Here is an 18,628-nt window from a genome sequence, read left to right as displayed (position 1 = left end):
GAGCGAGGCGTGAGCGCACTCCTCTTTGCGCTCATCGGCGTGGTGCTCATCGGTGCTACCGGCCTCGGGGTCGACACCGCGAACCTCACGATGCAGCGATCCCGTGCGCAGCACGGAGCTGATGCCGCAGCGTTCGCCGTGGCATACGACTGCATCGCCGGCGACGCCGCGAAGTGCTCTGTCGCGGGCGGCACGGCGACCGCCACCAGCCTCGCAATCCCGAACCTCCGCATCGACGGCGGCGCGGTCTCCGGGCTCGCGACTTCCGTCCCGAGTGGCGTCTCGCTGGACTCGACCCAGGTCACCATCCGCGTGGCGCGAACGGTCGACAACAGCTTCATCAGCGTCTTCCCCGAGTGGGCCACCAGCACGGTGACGGCCAACGCCACGGCTCGCTGGTCCAAGCACGTCGTGAAGGCGACCGTCATCCCGTTCGCCGTCTCCTTGTGTGAGTACGTGGAGGCTCGGGCCGCCGGCTTGAACACCACGACCTTCGTGAGCAGCGACGAGAACGACAACCTGAAGGACTTCGGCAACGGCGACAAGGAGTCGTGGCTGGACGACAACGACATGCTGAAGTCGTGTTCCGCGCCCTCGGGCGTCGGAGGTAGCTTGCCGGGGGCCGTGCACACCGTTCGGGGTGGATTCTGGTTCTCGGTACATGGCAACAACATCTGCAACGGGAAGACCGACCCCGAAGTGTTCGAAAAGGTCGACGACGTGCAGGGCGCGAACGAGACCTGCACGAAGAAGTGGGCTGACGACGTCGCGCCGAAGGGGACAATTCTTCTGCTCGCGATCCATGCCCCTACCCAGAATTACCGCTACGGCGGAGCGAAGACGAAGGGTGCAGTAGGAACCGGCAACGGAACGCCTGACGACAACCCGACCAAGTTCGCCACCCAGATCGTGGGCTTCGCGCCCTTCAAGGTGGCCGGATGGTGCCTCGGAAAGCCTGCCGCGTGCGGTGGGGACTCCACGGGCGGTCGCATCGGCCTGCTCGGAGCGTTCATCGACAGCGCCAAGGAATTCCCGGATGCCGAGTACGGCAATGAAGGGGCGGAGTTCGGGGCCATCAAGGTCGAGCTCATCGATTAGAGATCCAGGGGAACAACGTGAGCAAGAGACTCATCGCGGTGCTGGTCGCCGGCGCACTCGGCGCCGTCGCGGTCGTGCTGTTGGTGAACTATGCCAACGACGCCAATGACCGCGCGTACGACAATGCGAAGCTCGTCAAGGTGCTGCAAGTGAAGGACCGGATCGAGGCCGGCACGAAGGTCTCAGAGATAGGCGACAGCGTGGAGACGGTCGAGCTGCCCAAGGCTGCCGTGGTCCCCAGCGCTGTGTCCGACCTGGATGACCTCTCTGGACTCAGCACCACGACGGAGCTTGAGCCCGGCGAGCAGCTGATCCCGTCACGCTTCGCCCAGAACGGAGCGGTGGCGGGGTCCGTCGACGCAACGATTCCCAAGGGCTATCAGGAGCTCACGCTGCCCCTGAGCGCGGCTCGAGCGGTCGGCGGTGTGCTTCGACCTGGGGATCACGTCGGTGTCGTCTCGAGCGTGCAGACTGCCAACGGTGATGCCATCACACGACTGGTCAAGAACCAGGTCCTCGTGACCAGAATCGTCGCCGCCGGGGTGGATCAGACGGCCGGCGACGGGCAGGGCAAGGCACTACTGGTCACCCTCGCTGTCAAGGTCTCCGAAGCCGGCCGGATCATCAACACGGCAGAGTACGGAAAAGTCTGGCTGATGAAGCAGAACGCCGACACCGAGCGTGGCAACGGTGGCTTCACCTCCAAGATCGAGCTGGGCCAGAAATGACGCGGCTCTCGGTGCTCGGTGCCAACGCCAAGCTCGCCGATCGCATGGCCGCTGTGCCGGGCCATGACGTCAAGTCAATCACCGCGGATGCAGTGGAGGTCGAAGGGGCGGCCGAAGTCCTCGATCGCGTCCTAGGTCATGACGACGGTCGCGCCGACCTCGTCGTACTTGGCGACGAGCTGGCGCTGGACTTCGCGCTGAACGTCGCCCAGACCATCGACCGCACCATGCCTGGAACCGGTCTCGTTCTCGTGGCCCATCCGGACACCGATGTCGCGCTTCGTGCGATGCGGGCAGGAGTTCGCGAGATCATCGAGCCGTCAGTTGGCGACGACGAGCTCGCGGCGGTGCTCTACCGTGCCAGCCAGACCGTTGCTCCTGCTGCGGCAGCCGAGGCCTCAGCGGCCATGGCGCACGACGGCCATGTGATCGTCGTCGGCTCGCCGAAGGGTGGGGTCGGCAAGAGCACCATCGCGACGAACCTCGCCGTCAGCCTGGCGCAGCAACGGCCCATGGACGTCGTTCTCGTGGACCTGGACGCGCAGTTCGGGGACGTCGCCACCTTGCTCGACCTCGAGCCGTCGAACTCGGTCTCCGACGCGATCGACTCGATCGCAGCTTCGGACTCCGTTCTCCTCAAGACGTTCCTGACTCCGCACTCTTCGGGCCTGCTCATCCTGGCCGGCGCTCCGAGCCCTGCCGACGGAGATCGCATCAGAGCGGACGACGCCCGTGACCTCATCCGCCTCCTTTCGACCCTGTTCCCGGTGGTGGTGGTCGACACTGCCGCTGGTATGGCTGGCGCGACTCTCGGAGCTCTCGAAGCGGCCGATGAGCTCGTCCTCGTGACCACCATGGAGGTGACCAGCCTGCGCGCGGTCGCCAAGGAGATCGAGGTGCTCGACCAGCTCGGTCTGGCCAAGTCGTCGCGGCATCTGGTGCTCAACCTGACCGGGCGAAAGTCTGGCCTCAGCACGCGCGACGTTGAGGCATCGGTCGGGATGTCGGTGTCGACGACTTTGCTCCAGACCGAGGAGGCGCTGCTGGCCGCCAATCAGGGCCAGCCGCTCGTCCTGCACAAGAAGCCTGGGCCCATGGCCAAGGCATTGATCGCACTTGCCGGGCGCCTCATCCCCGTCGGTGCCGCTCCGACTTCCGGCCGGCGCAAGCAGGCCCGATTGAAGAAGACTCGTGGGGGAGGCCGCGCATGAGTGATCTCAGTGACCGGATGGAAAGGGCACGTCGCAACGCCGAGGCTGGCGCGCAGCCACCGCCCGAGGCGCCGGCACATCGCGCGGCACCCGTAGCCCCGCCGGTTCCGGAGCAGGGGCCGCCTGAGTCGTTCGGCGCAGAGCTCCGCGTCGTCGACCCGCTCGCAGCCTTCAAGTCCCGAGCCGTCGAGACTCTCTTCGACCGCATCGGAAGTCGCATCAACGACTCCGGGCTCACGGAAGACCAGCTGAACGGCTTCGTCCGTGAGGAGCTCACGCGGATCGTCGCCGAAGAACAGTTGACCCTGACCAGTGCCGAGCGAAAGCGCCTGATCGACGACATCGTCGACGACGCCCTCGGCCTCGGGCCGCTCCAACGTCTGCTCGACAACCCGGACATCACCGAGATCATGGTGAACACCCACGACGCGATCTACATCGAGCGGGACGGCCAGATTTCTCTGACCCCGCTCGCATTCCGCGACGAGGAGCACCTGCGCCGCGTGATCGAGCGGATCGTTGGTCGTGTCGGTCGCCGGATCGACGAACGCTCGCCACTCGTGGACGCCCGCCTGCTCGACGGTTCCCGCGTCAATGCCGTGATCCCACCGCTCGCCGTGCACGGGTCGTCGTTGAACATCCGCAAGTTCTCTGAGACGCCGTTCGAGGTCGACGACCTGATCGGTTTCGGCACCATGACTCCGGCGGTCGCCGACCTGCTCCGGGCGTGCGTCGAGGCGCGGCTCAACGTGCTCGTGTCAGGCGGTACCGGTACCGGCAAGACGACGATGCTCAACGTCCTTTCGTCCTTCGTGCCGAGCAATCAGCGCATCGTCACGATCGAGGACGCCATCGAGCTGAAGTTGCGCCAGCGCCACGTCGTGACGCTCGAGAGCCGACCGCCGAACATCGAGGGCGAGGGTCAGGTGACGATCCGCGACCTTGTGCGCAATGCGCTCCGCATGCGGCCCGACCGGATCATCGTGGGTGAGGTCCGAGGCGCCGAGGCGCTCGACATGCTGCAGGCCATGAACACCGGCCACGAGGGATCGCTGTCCACGCTCCACGCCAACTCGCCGCGCGACGCGATCTCCCGCCTGGAGACGATGTCGCTCATGGCCGGGATGGACCTCCCGATGCGCGCCATCCGCGAGCAGGTTGCGTCGGCCTTGGATGTCATCATCCAGATCGCTCGCCTGCGAGACGGAACGCGGCGCATCACGGCGATCACCGAGGTCCTGGGCATGGAGAACGACACGGTGGTGCTGCAGGACGCGTTCAGTTTCGACTACGCCGCCGGTATCGACCAGCATGGACGGTTCCGTGGGTCGCAGATCCCGACCGGCATCCGTCCTCGATTCACCGAGCGGTTCGAGGAGCTCGGCATCCCCTACGACCTGGACGGTCTCGGTCCGGCCGTGGCGAGCATCTGAGATGGCGCTCCTGTTGGGTGGGATCGGCGCCACCGTCCTCGCGGCGGTGCTCCTCTTCATGACCTTCGCCCCGCCGAAGGTGGCGGTCGAACGCCGTCGACCGATGAGCAAGGAGAACCACGACGACGGCACCACCGTCCTGACGTCGACCTCCAACTACCTGGTGGCTCGTACCGACCGTCTTCTCAGGGAGGCGTCCTGGGCGCCCGTCAGTGCACATGACCTGGAGCTCGCTGGCCTCGCCATGACTCCAGGTGCAGTCGTCGTCAGCGTGGTTGCCGTCAGCGCGGCTTTGCTCATCCTCACGTACGTGTTCACCGCGTCCGTGTTCCTGGCGGTCCTGCTAGCGCTGTTGGTTCCTGCCGGTGCCAAGATCGCCTTGGTGCTCGCCATCGACCGTCGGCAGAAGGCCTTCACCGACCAGCTCGACGAGACGCTGCAGATCATCGCCTCGTCGCTCCGGGCCGGACACAGCTTCCAGGCCGCGGTCGACGCTGTCGCGCAGGCTGCAGAGCCGCCCACCTCGGAGGAGTTCACCCGCGTCATCAACGAGCACCGGATCGGTCGTGACCTCATCGTCGCCCTGACCCAGACAGCCGACCGGATGAACAGCGAGGACTTCCGATGGGTGGCCGAGGCAGTGGCGGTGCACCGCGAGACAGGCGGAAACCTGAACGAGATCATCGATCGCGTCGGTGCGACTATGCGGGAACGGCGCCAGGTTCGTGAGCAGGTGTACGCACTGTCGGCCGAGGGTCGATTCTCGGCGATCGTCCTCATGCTGCTTCCGCCGATCGGTGCCGGAGCCTTCGTGCTCCTCAATCCCGGATACATGGACCCACTGGTGACGACAACGACGGGAAAGATCGTCATCGCCTGCTCGCTCGTCATGTACGTCATCGGCGGGTTCTGGATCAAGAAGCTCGTGGACCTGGAGTACTGAGATGAGTGGATCGACGTCATTCGCCTTGGGCGGTCTCGCCCTGATCGGGGCCCTGCTGGCGTTGAGCTACGGGCTTGGGATCATCGGGGTGCACGACCGTGACGTTCGGCGACGGGTCAAGAACCGCACCACCTCGGCCAGCGCCGCGGTTGCGGCGAAGCCGGTCGTCCATATTGAGGAGCGCGCCACCGGTATCGGTCGCTACATCACGCCGCCCGGATCACTGGTCAAGCTCGAGCGCAACATCATGCTCGCCGGCCGACCCGAGGGGTGGACGGTCGCGAAGTTCGTGACGTACAAGGTCGTCGGTGTGGGGATCGGAGGACTTCTGCTCCTCAGCCTCGTGTCGTCGAAGCCCACCCTCGTCAACTTCCTGACTGGATTCGGAGCCATCCTCTTCGGCTATCTCGCTCCGGACGCGATTGTCGCCAATAGGGCAGAGGCACGCCAGAAGGTGATCCAACGCGAGCTGCCGGACGTGCTCGACCAGGTCACGATCGCGATCGAGTCCGGCCTCGGGTTCGAAGCGGCCTTTTCGCATATCGGTGATCGGCGTACCGGCCCTCTTGCCGAGGAAGTGGTCCGTGCGGTGCAGGACATGCGTCTCGGAATGAGCCGCAAGGACGCGTATCAGGCCATGGCAGATCGGACCGACGTCCCGGACCTCAACCAGTTCGTCCGCAGCATCGTCCAAGCCGAGCAATATGGCGTGTCGATCGCCAAGGTGGTCCGTACGCAGGCTGAGGAGATCCGGTTCTCTCGCAAGAAGCGAGCGGAGGCCGAGGCCCTCAAGGTGCCCGTGAAGATCGTCTTCCCCCTGCTGGTGTGCATCCTGCCGGTGCTCTTCGCCGTGATCCTGACCCCGGCGATTATGAGCCTCGCCGAATCCCTCGCCTAGATCCGCTTGCCCGACCCACGGGGGATGAACCCCTGGAGACCTACGCTCGCGCAAGGGAAGGGAGCTCCATCATGAAGGACGAAAGAGGCGTCACCGCCGTCGAGTACTCGCTCGTCATCGGGTTTGTCAGCCTGGTCGTCATCGCCGCGGCGGTCAGCCTCGGGGGCGGGTTCGTCACGTGGGCGAACGACCTCGTCGACCTCATCGGTGACCTGCTCTCCTGACGGGTGACCCTCTCCACCCGCTAGGTTCACGCGCAGGGAGACGCCGCTTCGGTGGCGGCGAAAGTCACATCACAGAGGGAGTAACCATGTTCAGTCACGCACTTGCGTACGTCCTGTCCGTGCTCGCCGCGCCGAAGCGCGACGAGGAGGGCGCCACCGCCGTCGAGTACGCGCTCGTCGTCGGCCTGGTGTCGCTGGTCGTCGTGGCGGCCGTCGCGCTCTTCGGGCCGAAGATCGAGACCTTCGTCAACGGCGTCAGCTTCAGCTGATCTAGACGCCGGACACGGCGCGGGGTGGGATCGGGGGTTCCTCGGTCCCACCCCGTTCTCGTTCCGGCACGGACGTGAACGGAGCCCGTCATCCATGCGCGAGCTGATCCGCATCCTGAACCACCCGCGTGACGAGCGCGGGGTGAGCGCCGTCTTCTTCGGCCTTGCCCTGTCGGTCCTCGTCGGTGCTCTCGGCCTGAGCGTCGACGTGGGAAACGTCGCGTACGAGCGCACCCGCGCGCAGCACGCGGCGGACACCGCGGCCCGGCAGCTGGCCTTCGAGTGCGCGAAGCGGCCGACCGGCACGACGTGTGCCGCCCTGCAGTCGAGTGCAGCCTCCATCGCCTCGGAGTCGTTCGACGGCGGCACCGTCACCGCGACCAAGAGCGGTTCGGCCGTCACGGTGAGCGTCGCCAAGACGATCGCCACGAACCTGCTCGCCCTCGTCGGCGTCCCCAGCAAGGACGTCGCCGCGACGGCCACGGCCAACATCGGCCTGCTGCACCCGACCGAGAGCTATCCGGTCCTGCCGCTGGGCGTCGGCTACTGCACGTGGAAGAACTACAGTGGCGGCGCCGGCACCTCGAGCGAGACCAATGCGGCGTACCGCATCAACCTGCGCACGGACACGCTCCAGTCCGTCCGCACCCTGCTGTCGCCGCTCACCGGGACGTTGTCGACGATCGTCGGCACCGACTGGCTGTTGAACGCGCTCGGCACCTCCGCCACCGACTCGTGCACCGACGTCGACGGCACGCAGCTGTTGACGTTCAAGGGCGCCACGTGGCTCACCGGCGAGAACGTCGTCGGCACCGTGCTGTCGAGCCTCTTCAGCTGGGACGGCCCGAGTTGCGAGCTCAAGGTCGCTCAGGACCTCTCGACGTTTCTCGGGGGCGTCGAGGGGGCCGCCTTCTTCCCGAGTGCATGCGCCTCACGCTTCGGACCGGGCAAGAAGGTCGACGTGGGCAAGACGATCCTGCTGCCGGTGTACAAGCCAAACAGCACCGCGCAGAACAAGATGGGCTTCAAGCTGCTGAGCGCCTGCGTCGGGCTCGGCTCCGTGGCGAGCGCCAAGCCGGCCACGTGCCTGGAGGTACCGCCGAAGATCGGCGTGAAGATCGTCGGCTTCGCGCCGTTCAAGGTCACCGGCTGGACGTTCCCGAGCACGCCGTCCGGGTACACAGACTCGACCGCTGGGTGCTCGGCGCTCAACGGTTCGTTCGGGTTGTACACGCTGGTCAATGGGACGTTCACGATCCTCGAGAAGCTGTTGAACGTCGTGACCGGTCTGCTCAACGCGCTCCTGGGTGTCGGGCCGCTGACGTTCTCGATCGCGTGCAACGGGCTGCAGGGCTACTTCACCAAGTCGTTCACGAAGGACCCGAACACCGAGTACGGGACCGGTGGTGCGGACCTCGGCGCGACCTACGCGACGTTGACCCACTGAGGGTGACCCCGTCGTGACCTATGTTCTGCATCGGGAGCGCCACCGGCCTCGGTGGCGATAAGTAGAAACAAGAGGGAGTAACCATGTTCAACCACGCCATTGCGTACGTCATGTCCGTGCTCGCCGCGCCGAAGCGCGACGAGGAAGGCGCCACCGCTGTCGAGTACGCGCTCGTCATCGGCCTGGTGTCGCTGGTCGTCGTCGCCGCCGTCGCGCTCTTCGGTCCGAAGATCGAGACCTTCGTCAACGGCGTCAGCTTCAGCTGATCGGACCCCGGACTCCACGGGGTGAGCACCCCCCTTGCTCACCCCGTGGCAGGTCCGGACCGAGACGGAGACCCAGCATGAAGATCTCGCGCGAGCGGGGTGCCGTCGCCGTCGAGTTCGCCCTGGTCGTTCCGCTGCTCGTCCTGTTCCTCTTCGGGATCATCGAAGGGGGGACGCGGTACACGCAGCAGAGCGAGGTCAACCACTGGGCGTTCCTCGTGGCGCGGGACCTCTCCATCGACCCCACCAAGAACGCCACCACGCTGGTGAACGCCCTCAAGGGCTCTGACTCGACCAGCTACACCGTCACCGCCACAGGCAACTGCACGACCGCCGGCACGACGGCCGTCACCGTGACGGTCAGCGCATCGCACACGTCGCCGTCCGGCATGTTCGGCAGCTACACCGTCAAGGGCAAGGGCGTGGCCCGATGCGAGAACTGACGCGCATCCTGAACCACCCCCGTGACGAGCGCGGCGTGAGCGCCGTGTTCTTCGGCCTCGCCCTCACGGTCCTCGTCGGCGCGCTCGGCCTCAGCGTCGACGTCGGCAACGTCGCGTACGAGCGCACCCGCGCCCAGCACGCGGCCGACTCCGCCGCCAGGAAGCTGGCCTACGAGTGCGCGAAACGACCCGGCGGCTCGGGATGTGCGTCGCTCCAGTCGTCGGCCGCGACCATCGCCGCCGACTCCTTCGACGGCGGCACGGTCACCGCGTCCAGGAGCGGGGACTCCGTCACGACGACGGTGTCCAAGGCGGTCGACACGAACCTTCTCGCCCTCATCGGCATCCCCAACAAGCTGGTGCGCGCCACCGCCACCGCGAAGGTCGGTGTGATGCACCCGACCGAGGTGTACGACGTCCTGCCGCTCGGCGTGAACTACTGCACCTGGAAGAACAACAGTGCCCATGCCGGCGGGCCGGAGGAGTCCAGCCACCGCATCAACTTGCGCACTGACGCCCTGCAGGGAGTCATCAAGCTGCTCGACCCGATCAGCTCGGGTCTGCTCAACACGGTCGAGACCCGTGGTCTCACCGACGCCCTCGGCACCGACGCCGTCGAGCACTGCGCAGACGAGGACGGGCATGAGGTCTTGACCCTCACCGGTGCCACGTGGCTGACGGGCGAGACCGTCGTGACCAGCATCGTGAAGGGTCTGTTCGGCTGGGACGCGTCGAAGTGCGAGCTCGACGTCGACAGCGACCTCGAGGTGTTCATCGGTGGTCTCGAGAACAACGCCTTCATGCCGCAGGGCTGCCCGCAGCAGTTCGGGAACGGCAAGCCGGTCAACAAGGGCAAGACCATCCTCTTGCCTGTCTTCAAGCCGCACTCACAGCTGCAGGACCGCCTGGACCTCAAGCTCCGCGCCTGCGTCGGGTTGTTCAGCTCGAGCAAGACCTGTGTCGAGGTGCCGCCCAAGATCGGCGTCGAGATCGTCGGCTTCGCCGCCTTCACCGTGACGGGCTGGAAGTACCCGGGCAACCCCAGCAACGTCGACGGGACCGTCGGCTGCGCCGAGATCCCCTTGAAGCTCAACCTCAAGAGCCTGATCGCCAATGTGCTCAACGTGGCGGAACTGCTGGTGAACGCCCTCTTGGGCGCCGTCGTGCCGGGCAATCTCACCGCGACCATCAGCTGCAACGGCCTCCAGGGCTACTTCACCAAGCAGCTCGTCAAGGACCCCAGAACGACCTACGAATCCGGCGGCGAGGACTTCGGCGTGACCTACGCGTCGCTCGTCGACTAACCACTCCCGAAGGGAACCGACATGAACAAGAGAGTCATCGCCGCAGTGGCGGCCGGCGCGCTCGCCCTGCTGGGCGTGCTCGTCCTGGTCGTCTGGGCCAATGGAGCCCAGGACCGCGCCTACGCCGGCGCGGAGCGCAAGACCGTCCTGCGGGTCACCGAGACCATCGGGTCGGGCACCAGCGCGGCCGACCTCACCGGCTCGGTGGAGAAGACCAAGCTGCCCGTAGACGCCATCCCGAAGGGGGCGGTGACGGATCTGTCGAAGCTCGCCGGGCTCGCGACCACGACGAGCCTGCAGCCGGGCGAGGTCCTGCTGAAGGCGCGCTTCTCCGCCCCTGGCGTCAAGGGCAAGGGCGGCGGTTCGGACGTGCCGGCCGGGTACCAGGAGATCGCCGTGCAGGTGGACACCCAGCACGGCGTCGGCGGTGCCATCAAGGCCGGTGACCGTGTCGGCGTGATCGCCACCTTCGAGCCGAAGGATGGCGACAAGCCGCAGTTCACGGACTACGCCCTCCAGTACGTGCTGGTCACCAAGGTCCAGGCCGGGATCGGTGACTCGGAGAACGTCACCAGCTCGATGGTGACGCTCGCGGTGAAGACGCTCGACGCCGAGCGGATCGTGCACACCGTCCAGTGGGGCAAGGCGTACCTGACGCTCCAGAACTCCGCGACCGATCGGTCCGGCGCGAAGGTCATCACCGCCAAGGACGTCGTCGAATGAGCCGCGTCCTCGTGCTCGGCGACGACGGCCACCTCGTCGGGCGTATCAACGTGATGCCGGGAACCCAGGTCATCTCACTGTCGGCGGAGCGTATCCAGTCGCCGCAGTTCGACCTGCTCCGCAGTCTGGACCCTCAGGCGCTGCCGGACGTCGTGTTCTTCTGCGAGGAGGTGCCGATCGAGCTCTCACTGGAGCTGGCCGCCGCCATCGACGAGGCGTATCCGCTGGTGGACCTCGTCCTGGTGGGCGACCTGCCGGCCGAGACGGTGCTCGTGGCGATGCGGTCGGGCTTCCGCGACATCATCAGCACGGACGCCACCGACAATCACCTCGAGGATGTCATGCGTCGGGCGGGCAACCGTGCGGTGGACCTCGGAGTGGCGGGAGCGCCGACCCCGATCACCGTGCCCCCGGAGGAGTCGCGCGTCATCACCGTGATCTCGCCGAAGGGCGGGGTCGGAAAGACGAGCATCTCGACCAACCTCGCCATCGGCATGGCCGAGGTGCACCCGTCGAGTGTCGTGCTGGTGGATCTCGACCTGCAGTTCGGCGACGTCGCGTCGACGCTCGACCTCACACCGACCAGCACCATGGAGCACGCTCTCCAGCCCGACGCGGCGGCTGACAACCTGGTCCTCAAGACGATGCTCACGGTGCACCCGTCCGGGTTCTTCGTGCTGTGCGGCGCGGACTCGCCTGCCGCGAACGAGAAGGTGGCGGCGCCGCAGATCAAGCGGCTGCTGCACCAGCTGTCGATGCAGTTCGCCGTCGTGATCGTCGACACCGCTGCCGGACTCGACGAGTCGACGCTCGCCGCGCTCGAGGCCACCGACGACGTCGTCGTGGTGTCGACGATGGATGTGTCCTGCGTCCGCGGCGTCCGCAAGGAGGTGGACCTGCTCAACGAGATCGGCCTCCTGCCCGCGTCGCGCACCTTGGCGCTGAACATGGCGGACCGCCAGACCGGCATGAAGGTCAAGGATGTCGAGGCGGTCATCGGGCTGCCTGTCGACGTCGTCATCCCGCGCTCGCTCGACGTGCAGCTCGCCGCCAACCACGGTCAGCCGCTCATGCTGCGCAAGAAGCGCGGCGGCCCGTTCGTCCGGGCCATCGGCGCACTCGTCGACCGGCTGCACCGGCAGGGCGAGCTGACCGACTCCAAGCACAAGCGACTGGAGGTGGCGTGATGAGTCTCGGCGATCGACTGGCGACCGTGCGGAGCCGTCAGGAGCTGGAGGCCGCGTCGGCGATGTCCGCGGCCCGCGCGATGGCGCCGCCGGAGTCGTTGGCCGTCACCGACGCGCTGTCCGGCGTGAAGGCGCGGGCGATCGAGGAGCTGTTCAGCCGCATCGGCACCCGCATCAACGATTCGACGGTGACCGAGGAGCAGCTGCACGACCTCGTTCGCGAGGAGCTGGCCGACATCATCGAGAACGAGCAACTCCTGCTGACTACTGAGGAGCGCGCCCGCCTGATTCAGGACATCGAGGACGACGCCCTGGGCCTCGGCCCCCTGCAGCGGGTGCTCGATGACCCGACCGTCACGGAGATCATGGTGAACTGCCACGACCAGATCTACGTCGAGCGCGACGGCAAGATCACGCTCAGCGGTCTGAAGTTCACTTCGGAGCACCACCTGCGTCGTGCGATCGAGCGCATCGTCAGCCGGGTCGGTCGCCGCATCGATGAGTCGTCGCCGATGGTCGATGCCCGCCTCTCGGACGGATCGCGCGTCAACGCCGTCGTGCCTCCGTTGGTGGTCAAGGGGTCGTCGCTCACGATTCGCAAGTTCGCGGCCACCCCGCTCACCGTCGACAACCTCATCGACTTCGGCACGATGACGCCGCAGATCGCCGAGCTGCTCCGCGCTGCCGTCGAAGCACGACTCAACATCCTGGTCAGCGGCGGCACCGGCACCGGCAAGACAACGATGCTCAACGTGCTGTCCAGCTTCATCCCGTCGGACGAGCGCATTGTCACGATCGAGGACGCGATGGAGCTGAAGCTCCAGCAGGAGCACGTCGTGCCGATGGAGGCGCGCCCTCGCAACATCGAGGGCTCGGGCGAGGTCACCATCCGCGACCTGGTCCGCAACTCGCTCCGCATGCGGCCCGACCGCATCGTCGTCGGTGAGTGCCGCAGCGGAGAGGCCCTCGACATGCTCCAGGCGATGAACACGGGCCACGACGGATCACTGAGCACGTTGCACGCGAACTCGCCGCGGGACGCGATTGCCCGCCTGGAGACGCTTGTCCTCATGGCGGGCATGGACCTGCCGCTCCGAGCCATCCGCGAGCAAGTGGCGTCGGCCATCGACCTCATCGTGCAGATCCAGCGCCTGCGTGACGGCACCCGCCGCATTACCCACGTGACCGAGGTGATCGGCATGGAGGGCGAGGTCGTCGTCCTGCAGGACGCCTTCGTGTTCAACTTCGCCGCGGGTATCGATGAGCACGGCCGGTTCCGAGGGGTTCAGGAGCCCACCGGCGTGCGGCCACGCTTCTCCGACCGGTTCGAAGAGCTGGGCATCCAGTTCGAGATGGGCACCTTCGACGCGGCCTGGAGGCGATGATCATGAACCCGATGCTGGTGACAGGTGTCCTGATCGTCATGGGCGCTGTCGGTGCTCTCGCGTACGCACTGCTCGCGGACCCGGTGCCGCGCATCGCCCGCTCACGTCGTCAGGCGACCTCCGCGCCCACCGTTCCGCTGTACCGCGTGGTCTTCGGGAGCGTCGTCAAGGTCGTCGACGCTGGTCTCCGCGGCCGCACATGGGCGCCAGTCCGGGCCAGTGAGCTCGAGCTCGCTGACGTGCGCACGCCGCTCAACGTCGTGGTGGCCTGGCTCGCCATCGGCGCGGCCGGCGCGTTCGGCCTCGGCACCATCGCGTTCCGAAACCCCTTCATGGGTCTCGTGCTGGCGGTCGGAGCGTGGATCGGGTTCAAGCTGGTGCTGCGCACGAAGGTCGCGAAGCGGCGCAAGGCGTTCGCCTCGCAGCTCGACCCCACCCTGCGGATCGTCGCGTCGGCTCTGCGCGCCGGGCAGAGCCTGCCCATCGCCATCGCGTCAGTGGCACAGGACGCCGAGCCGCCGATCTCCGACGAGCTCAAGCGCATCTCGAACGAGGCCCGCGTCGGTCGCGACCTGGTCGAAGCCATGCTCGAGTCCGCTCAGCGGATGAAGAGCGAGGACTTCCGCTGGTTCGCCGAGGCTGTTGAGGTGCAGCGCGACACCGGCGGCAACCTCAATGACGTCATCGACACCGTCGCCGAGACCATCCGCGACCGCGCGGAGATCCGGGAGAAGATCCGGGCCAATGCGTCGGAGGGCAAGGCCTCGGCCTGGGTCCTCATGCTCCTGCCGGTGGGCCTCGGCGTCCTGTACTCGATCATGCGTCCGGGCTACATGGACCCCCTGCTGCAGACCGGGGTCGGGCAGCTCCTGCTTGCCGCCTCGGCCGTCCTCTACGGGGTTGCGTACGTGTGGATGCGCGCCATCGTCAACTTCAAGGTCTAGGAGATCGTCATGGTGCTGCTCGCAGTTCTGCTCATTGGTGCGGCGCTCGCCGCGTTGACCGTCTCACTCGGCTTGGTGGCGCTTCCGGACGCGGCCACGCGCTCCCGTATGCTGCCGGAGCCGGTCGAGGAGGCGCCCACCGGCCGCCGCATGAAGCAGATCGACGCGCCCGAGGGACCGGCGCGCTACGTGGTATCCACGGGCATGCTGTCTCGCCTGCGACAGAACCTCGTCCTGGCGGGTCACCCGGCCGGTTGGTCGATGCGCAACATCCTGGTCGCCAAGGCGCTGCTTCCGGTCGCGATGGTCATGTTCGCGTCGAAGTTCTTCCTGTTCGCCGGCAATCCCGTGCTAATGATCGCGGGCGCCGTCGCGATCATCGTCAGCTATTTCGTGCCCGACCTGCTGGTGCACAGTCGCGCCGCCGAGCGCCAGGACGAGATGCAGCGGTCACTGCCAGACGTGCTCGACAAGATCATCATCTCGATCGAGGCTGGTCTCGGCTTTGAGTCTGCGCTGGCCCGTACGGCCGAGGCGGGGGAGGGCCCGCTCGCCGACGAGCTCGTGCGCACCGTCCAGGACATCCGCCTGGGCATGTCGCGCCGCGAGGCGTACGAAGCCTTGCAGCGGCGGACCAGCTCAGAGGACATCACGCAGTTCCTCCGCGGCGTGATCCAGGCCGAGGAGCACGGCTCGTCGATGTCGCAGATGGTGCGGATCCAGTCCAAGGAGATGCGACTGAAGCGCAAGCTCCGCGCGGAGGCGAAAGCCGGTCGCGTGTCCGTGCAGCTGCTCGGACCGTTAATGGCGTGCATCTTTCCCGTGCTGTTCATCGTCGTGCTCGCCCCAGGCATCATCAATGCCTTCGGAATGTTCTGAAAGGGCGACTTGACACATCGCTACCTCTTGTCAAGCGACTTGACACTTGCTACCTTCGTGTCAAGGACTTCAGGAGGTAGACGGCATGACCATCTCAGCGACGATCGACGGACAGCTCGTCCAGTGGCGTGACAGCAAGCGGTACCTGTGGCTGATGGGCGCGATCATCCCGCTCATCCCCATGGCGATGTGGGGGTTGTACGCGCTCACCGGGTCCACGCTCTCGTGGTACTTCGGCCCGTTCTTCGTCTACGTCCTCATCCCGACGTTCGACCTGCTGGCGGGGCTCGACCCGAACAACCCGCCCGAGGAGCTCATCGAGGCCATCGAGGAGGACCGCTACTACCGCTGGGTCACGTACGCGTTCCTCCCGCTGCAGCTCGTCGGCCTGATCTGGGGCGCCTACCTGCTCGGCGGCGGCACGCTGCCCGGCATCGAGGACCCGCTCACCGTCGTGCAGAAGATCGGTCTCGCCACCGGCCTGGGCATGGTCGCCGGCATCGGCATCAACACCGCCCACGAGCTCGGCCACAAGAAGGAGCACATGGAGCGCTGGTTCGCCCGCGTCGCCCTGGCCCAGACCTTCTACGGCCACTTCTACATCGAGCACAACCGCGGCCACCACGTGCGCGTCGCCACGCCGGAGGACCCGGCCAGCTCCCGCCTCGGCGAGACGCTCTGGGAGTTCCTGCCCCGCACCGTCAGCGGCAGCTTCAAGAGCGCCTGGGGCCTGGAGAAGAAGCGCCTCAACCGGCTCGGCAAGGGCCCGGTCACGCTGAAGAACGACCTGTTCAACGCCTGGTCCTTCTCCGTCGTCCTCTGGGGCGGCCTGATGATCGCCTTCGGCTGGGAGATCCTGCCGTACCTGGTCATCCAGGCGGTGCTCGGCATCTTCCTGCTGGAGTCGGTCAACTACCTCGAGCACTACGGCATGAAGCGCCAGCGCCTGGAGTCCGGCCGGTACGAGCGGGTCAGCCCCGCGCACAGCTGGAACAGCAACAACATCGGCACCAACGTCCTGCTGTACCACCTGCAGCGCCACAGCGACCACCACGCCAACCCGACGCGTCGCTACCAGGCCCTCCGCGACTTCAAGGAGGCGCCGGTGCTGCCCACCGGGTACGCGGGGATGATGGTGCTCACCTGGATCCCGCAGGTGTGGCGCAAGGTCATGGACAAGAAGGTGCTCGACCACTACGACGGCGACGTCTCACTGGCCAACGTCCACCCGCGGACGGCGCACAAGTACGGAGCGTCCCTGGAGGGAGCCGCGGCATGAGCCAGTTCATCTGCCCGAACTGCGAGTACGTCTACGACGAGGAGAAGGGCGACCCCCACGAGGGGTGGCCGCCCGGCACCGCGTTCGCGGACATCGACCCCGACTGGACGTGCCCGGACTGTGGCGTGCGCGAGCAGGTCGACTTCCTCCCCATCGAGGAGTTCGAGCACAACGACCAGGACGGGAACGTCATCTCGGCGGAGACCCGCCAGCGCGATGACTGACAAGACCGTCATCGTCGGCACCGGCATCGCGGGGGTCTCGGCCGCCGCGGCCATGCGGGCCGCCGGCTACGAGGGCGTCATCGAGCTGGTCGGCGACGAGCCCGAGCTGCCCTACCGCCGCACCACCGTCTCCAAGGAGATCGTGCGCGGCGCCAAGACGCCCGACGAGGTCCGCATCAAGTCGGCCGACTGGTACGAGAAGCAGGACGTGACGCTCCGGATCGGGGAGCGCGTCGAGTCCATTGACGACCTCGACGCCGACCAGGTCCTGCTGGCCACCGGCGGCCGGGCCCGCACGTTCGGCGAGCTGCCGCCCGGTGTCCGAACGCTGCGCGCCCTCGCCGACGTCGACGACGTCCGGGCCGGCATCGCCTCAGGTGCCGACCTCGTGGTGGTCGGGGCCGGGCTGATCGGCTCGGAGATCGCCGCGAGCGCTCGCGAGCTCGGCTGCGACGTCACGTTGCTCGAGACGGCGCCGCTGCCGCTGGCGCGCGTGCTGCCGCCGCAGCTCGGCCAGATGTACGTCGACCTGCACAAGGCCGCGGGAGTGGAGCTGCACACCGGCGTCGCCGTCACCGGCATCGAGGAGTCCGACGGACTGACCGTCGTGCGCGGCGACAACGGCCAGTCGTGGTCCGCGCCGCTGGTGGTGCTCGCCGTCGGCATGGCGCCCGACACCACGCTCGCCGAGGCCGCGGGTCTCGAGCTCGACCCGGCCGGTGGGATCGTCGTCGACGAGCTCGGCCGCACGTCGCGCGAGGGTGTCTTCGCCGCCGGCGACGTCGCGTCGATGCCGAACACGCTGGTCGGCGGCCGGCACCGGCCCGAGCACTGGCAGCACGCGCAGAATCACGGCACCGCCGTGGGCAAGGCGATGGCTGGCGCGGGGGAGCCGTTCGACGAGGTGCCGTGGGCCTGGTCCGACCAGTACGGCCACATGCTCCAGCTCACCGGCTGGCCGTCGGCCGAGCACGACGTGGAGATCCGCGGGTCGCTCGACGACCACGACTTCACCGCCTACTTCCTGCAGGACGGCGTCGTCCGCGGCGCCGTCGGCATCGGGCGCCCGCGCGAGATCCGCGCCGCCCGCATCTGGGTCGCCGAGCGTGCCCGCTTCGAGGAGGTGGCATGACCGTCAGCTTCCGCACCGAGGTGCAGGGGATGCTCCGCGACCGCGTGCTCGACGCAGCCACCCAGCTGATCGAGGAGTCCGGCTGGTCGTCGGTCACCATGACCAAGCTCGCCGCCGCCGTCGGCGTCAGCCGCCAGACCATCCACACCGAGGTCGGCACCCGTCATGGCCTGGCCCAGGCGCTCGCGCTGCGCGAGCTCGGCCGCTTCCTCGACGTCGTCCGTGAGCGGCTCGCCGCCGAGACCGACGTCGTCGAGAGCGTCCGGTCGGCCTGCCTCGGCGCGCTGGAGATGGGGGAGTCCAGCCTGGTGGTGCGCACGATCGTCACGTCGGTGCCGTCGGAGCAGGACGCCGACCTCCTGACCATCCTCACCACCGAGTCCGGCGAGATCGTCGAGACCGCGTCGCTCGTCCTGCGCGAGAGCCTCGTCGAGCTGTACCCGGACCTGCCGTTCACCGAGGCCGAGCTCGCCGTCGCCGTCGAGGCCGTCGTCCGCCTCGTCCTGTCGGCCATCACCCGCCCGTCCAAGCCGCCGGCCCAGGCCGCCGACGACATCGCCTGGATCCTCGAGCTCGCCCTCCGCGGCGCGCGAAGCTGACCACCACCTCGG

21 protein-coding genes are annotated in these 18,628 nt (G+C 67.2%); all 21 read left to right on the top strand.

Annotated elements, in window-relative coordinates; genetic code table 11:
• Positions 1 to 9: 9 nt before the first annotated feature.
• A complete protein-coding gene (locus tag FHP06_RS05340; RefSeq protein ID WP_187271795.1) occupies positions 10 to 1,098 on the top strand; it encodes a Tad domain-containing protein in 1,089 nt (362 codons plus the stop codon).
• Positions 1,099 to 1,115: 17 nt separating this feature from the next.
• The gene (cpaB, locus tag FHP06_RS05335; protein ID WP_187271794.1) at positions 1,116 to 1,826 is read left to right on the top strand and encodes a Flp pilus assembly protein CpaB; all 711 of its coding nucleotides are present in this window, start codon (positions 1,116 to 1,118) and stop codon (positions 1,824 to 1,826) included.
• Positions 1,823 to 3,037 (top strand): AAA family ATPase, encoded by a 1,215-nt coding sequence (locus FHP06_RS05330; RefSeq protein WP_147684526.1) that lies wholly within the window; start codon positions 1,823 to 1,825, stop codon positions 3,035 to 3,037. The genes cpaB (FHP06_RS05335) and FHP06_RS05330 overlap by 4 nt, the downstream gene beginning before the upstream one ends.
• Positions 3,034 to 4,470, top strand: coding sequence for a CpaF family protein (locus tag FHP06_RS05325; RefSeq protein WP_147684524.1), 1,437 nt, complete (start codon positions 3,034 to 3,036; stop codon positions 4,468 to 4,470). The genes FHP06_RS05330 and FHP06_RS05325 overlap by 4 nt, the downstream gene beginning before the upstream one ends.
• A 1-nt stretch (position 4,471) precedes the next feature.
• Positions 4,472 to 5,413 (top strand): type II secretion system F family protein, encoded by a 942-nt coding sequence (locus FHP06_RS05320; RefSeq protein WP_147684522.1) that lies wholly within the window; start codon positions 4,472 to 4,474, stop codon positions 5,411 to 5,413.
• A gap of 1 nt (position 5,414) precedes the next feature.
• Positions 5,415 to 6,311, top strand: a complete 897-nt coding sequence (locus FHP06_RS05315; RefSeq protein ID WP_147684521.1) for a type II secretion system F family protein — start codon at positions 5,415 to 5,417, stop codon at positions 6,309 to 6,311.
• A gap of 71 nt (positions 6,312 to 6,382) precedes the next feature.
• Positions 6,383 to 6,535, top strand: a complete 153-nt coding sequence (locus FHP06_RS05310; RefSeq protein WP_147684519.1) for a Flp family type IVb pilin — start codon at positions 6,383 to 6,385, stop codon at positions 6,533 to 6,535.
• An 86-nt stretch (positions 6,536 to 6,621) separates the two neighbouring features.
• On the top strand, positions 6,622 to 6,804 hold the full coding sequence (locus tag FHP06_RS05305; protein WP_147684517.1) for a Flp family type IVb pilin: 183 nt from the start codon (positions 6,622 to 6,624) through the stop codon (positions 6,802 to 6,804).
• A gap of 94 nt (positions 6,805 to 6,898) precedes the next feature.
• A complete protein-coding gene (locus FHP06_RS05300) occupies positions 6,899 to 8,251 on the top strand; it encodes a TadE/TadG family type IV pilus assembly protein (protein WP_147684515.1) in 1,353 nt (450 codons plus the stop codon).
• 83 nt (positions 8,252 to 8,334) lie between these two features.
• Positions 8,335 to 8,517 carry a Flp family type IVb pilin gene (locus tag FHP06_RS05295; RefSeq protein WP_222706368.1) on the top strand — a complete coding sequence of 61 codons (183 nt, stop codon included), beginning with the start codon at positions 8,335 to 8,337 and terminating at the stop codon, positions 8,515 to 8,517.
• A 77-nt stretch (positions 8,518 to 8,594) separates the two neighbouring features.
• On the top strand, positions 8,595 to 8,960 hold the full coding sequence (locus tag FHP06_RS05290; RefSeq protein WP_147684513.1) for a TadE/TadG family type IV pilus assembly protein: 366 nt from the start codon (positions 8,595 to 8,597) through the stop codon (positions 8,958 to 8,960).
• Positions 8,948 to 10,264 (top strand): TadE/TadG family type IV pilus assembly protein, encoded by a 1,317-nt coding sequence (locus tag FHP06_RS05285; RefSeq protein WP_147684511.1) that lies wholly within the window; start codon positions 8,948 to 8,950, stop codon positions 10,262 to 10,264. The genes FHP06_RS05290 and FHP06_RS05285 overlap by 13 nt, the downstream gene beginning before the upstream one ends.
• Positions 10,265 to 10,285: 21 nt before the next feature.
• On the top strand, positions 10,286 to 10,987 hold the full coding sequence (cpaB, locus tag FHP06_RS05280) for a Flp pilus assembly protein CpaB (protein WP_147684509.1): 702 nt from the start codon (positions 10,286 to 10,288) through the stop codon (positions 10,985 to 10,987).
• A complete protein-coding gene (locus FHP06_RS05275; protein ID WP_147684507.1) occupies positions 10,984 to 12,174 on the top strand; it encodes an AAA family ATPase in 1,191 nt (396 codons plus the stop codon). The genes cpaB (FHP06_RS05280) and FHP06_RS05275 overlap by 4 nt, the downstream gene beginning before the upstream one ends.
• The gene (locus FHP06_RS05270) at positions 12,174 to 13,559 is read left to right on the top strand and encodes a CpaF family protein (protein WP_147684505.1); all 1,386 of its coding nucleotides are present in this window, start codon (positions 12,174 to 12,176) and stop codon (positions 13,557 to 13,559) included. Before FHP06_RS05275 ends, FHP06_RS05270 begins: the two co-directional genes overlap by 1 nt.
• A 2-nt stretch (positions 13,560 to 13,561) precedes the next feature.
• Positions 13,562 to 14,503, top strand: coding sequence for a type II secretion system F family protein (locus FHP06_RS05265; protein ID WP_187271793.1), 942 nt, complete (start codon positions 13,562 to 13,564; stop codon positions 14,501 to 14,503).
• A 9-nt stretch (positions 14,504 to 14,512) separates the two neighbouring features.
• Positions 14,513 to 15,382 (top strand): type II secretion system F family protein, encoded by an 870-nt coding sequence (locus tag FHP06_RS05260; RefSeq protein ID WP_147684502.1) that lies wholly within the window; start codon positions 14,513 to 14,515, stop codon positions 15,380 to 15,382.
• Between the two features lie 85 nt (positions 15,383 to 15,467).
• On the top strand, positions 15,468 to 16,661 hold the full coding sequence (locus FHP06_RS05255; RefSeq protein ID WP_147684499.1) for an alkane 1-monooxygenase: 1,194 nt from the start codon (positions 15,468 to 15,470) through the stop codon (positions 16,659 to 16,661).
• Positions 16,658 to 16,885: a rubredoxin gene (locus FHP06_RS05250; RefSeq protein WP_147684498.1), complete on the top strand. Its 228-nt coding sequence runs from the start codon at positions 16,658 to 16,660 to the stop codon at positions 16,883 to 16,885. Before FHP06_RS05255 ends, FHP06_RS05250 begins: the two co-directional genes overlap by 4 nt.
• Positions 16,878 to 18,017, top strand: coding sequence for an NAD(P)/FAD-dependent oxidoreductase (locus FHP06_RS05245; protein WP_147684496.1), 1,140 nt, complete (start codon positions 16,878 to 16,880; stop codon positions 18,015 to 18,017). Before FHP06_RS05250 ends, FHP06_RS05245 begins: the two co-directional genes overlap by 8 nt.
• Complete coding sequence (locus tag FHP06_RS05240; protein WP_147684479.1) at positions 18,014 to 18,616, top strand: TetR family transcriptional regulator; 603 nt, start codon at positions 18,014 to 18,016, stop codon at positions 18,614 to 18,616. Before FHP06_RS05245 ends, FHP06_RS05240 begins: the two co-directional genes overlap by 4 nt.
• Positions 18,617 to 18,628 lie beyond the last annotated feature (12 nt).

The organism is Aeromicrobium terrae (assembly GCF_008039565.1).
Classification (GTDB): Bacteria; Actinomycetota; Actinomycetes; order Propionibacteriales; family Nocardioidaceae; genus Aeromicrobium; species Aeromicrobium terrae.
The sequence above is the reverse complement of the archived record's forward strand: the minus strand, read 5'-3'. Positions and strand labels throughout refer to the sequence as shown.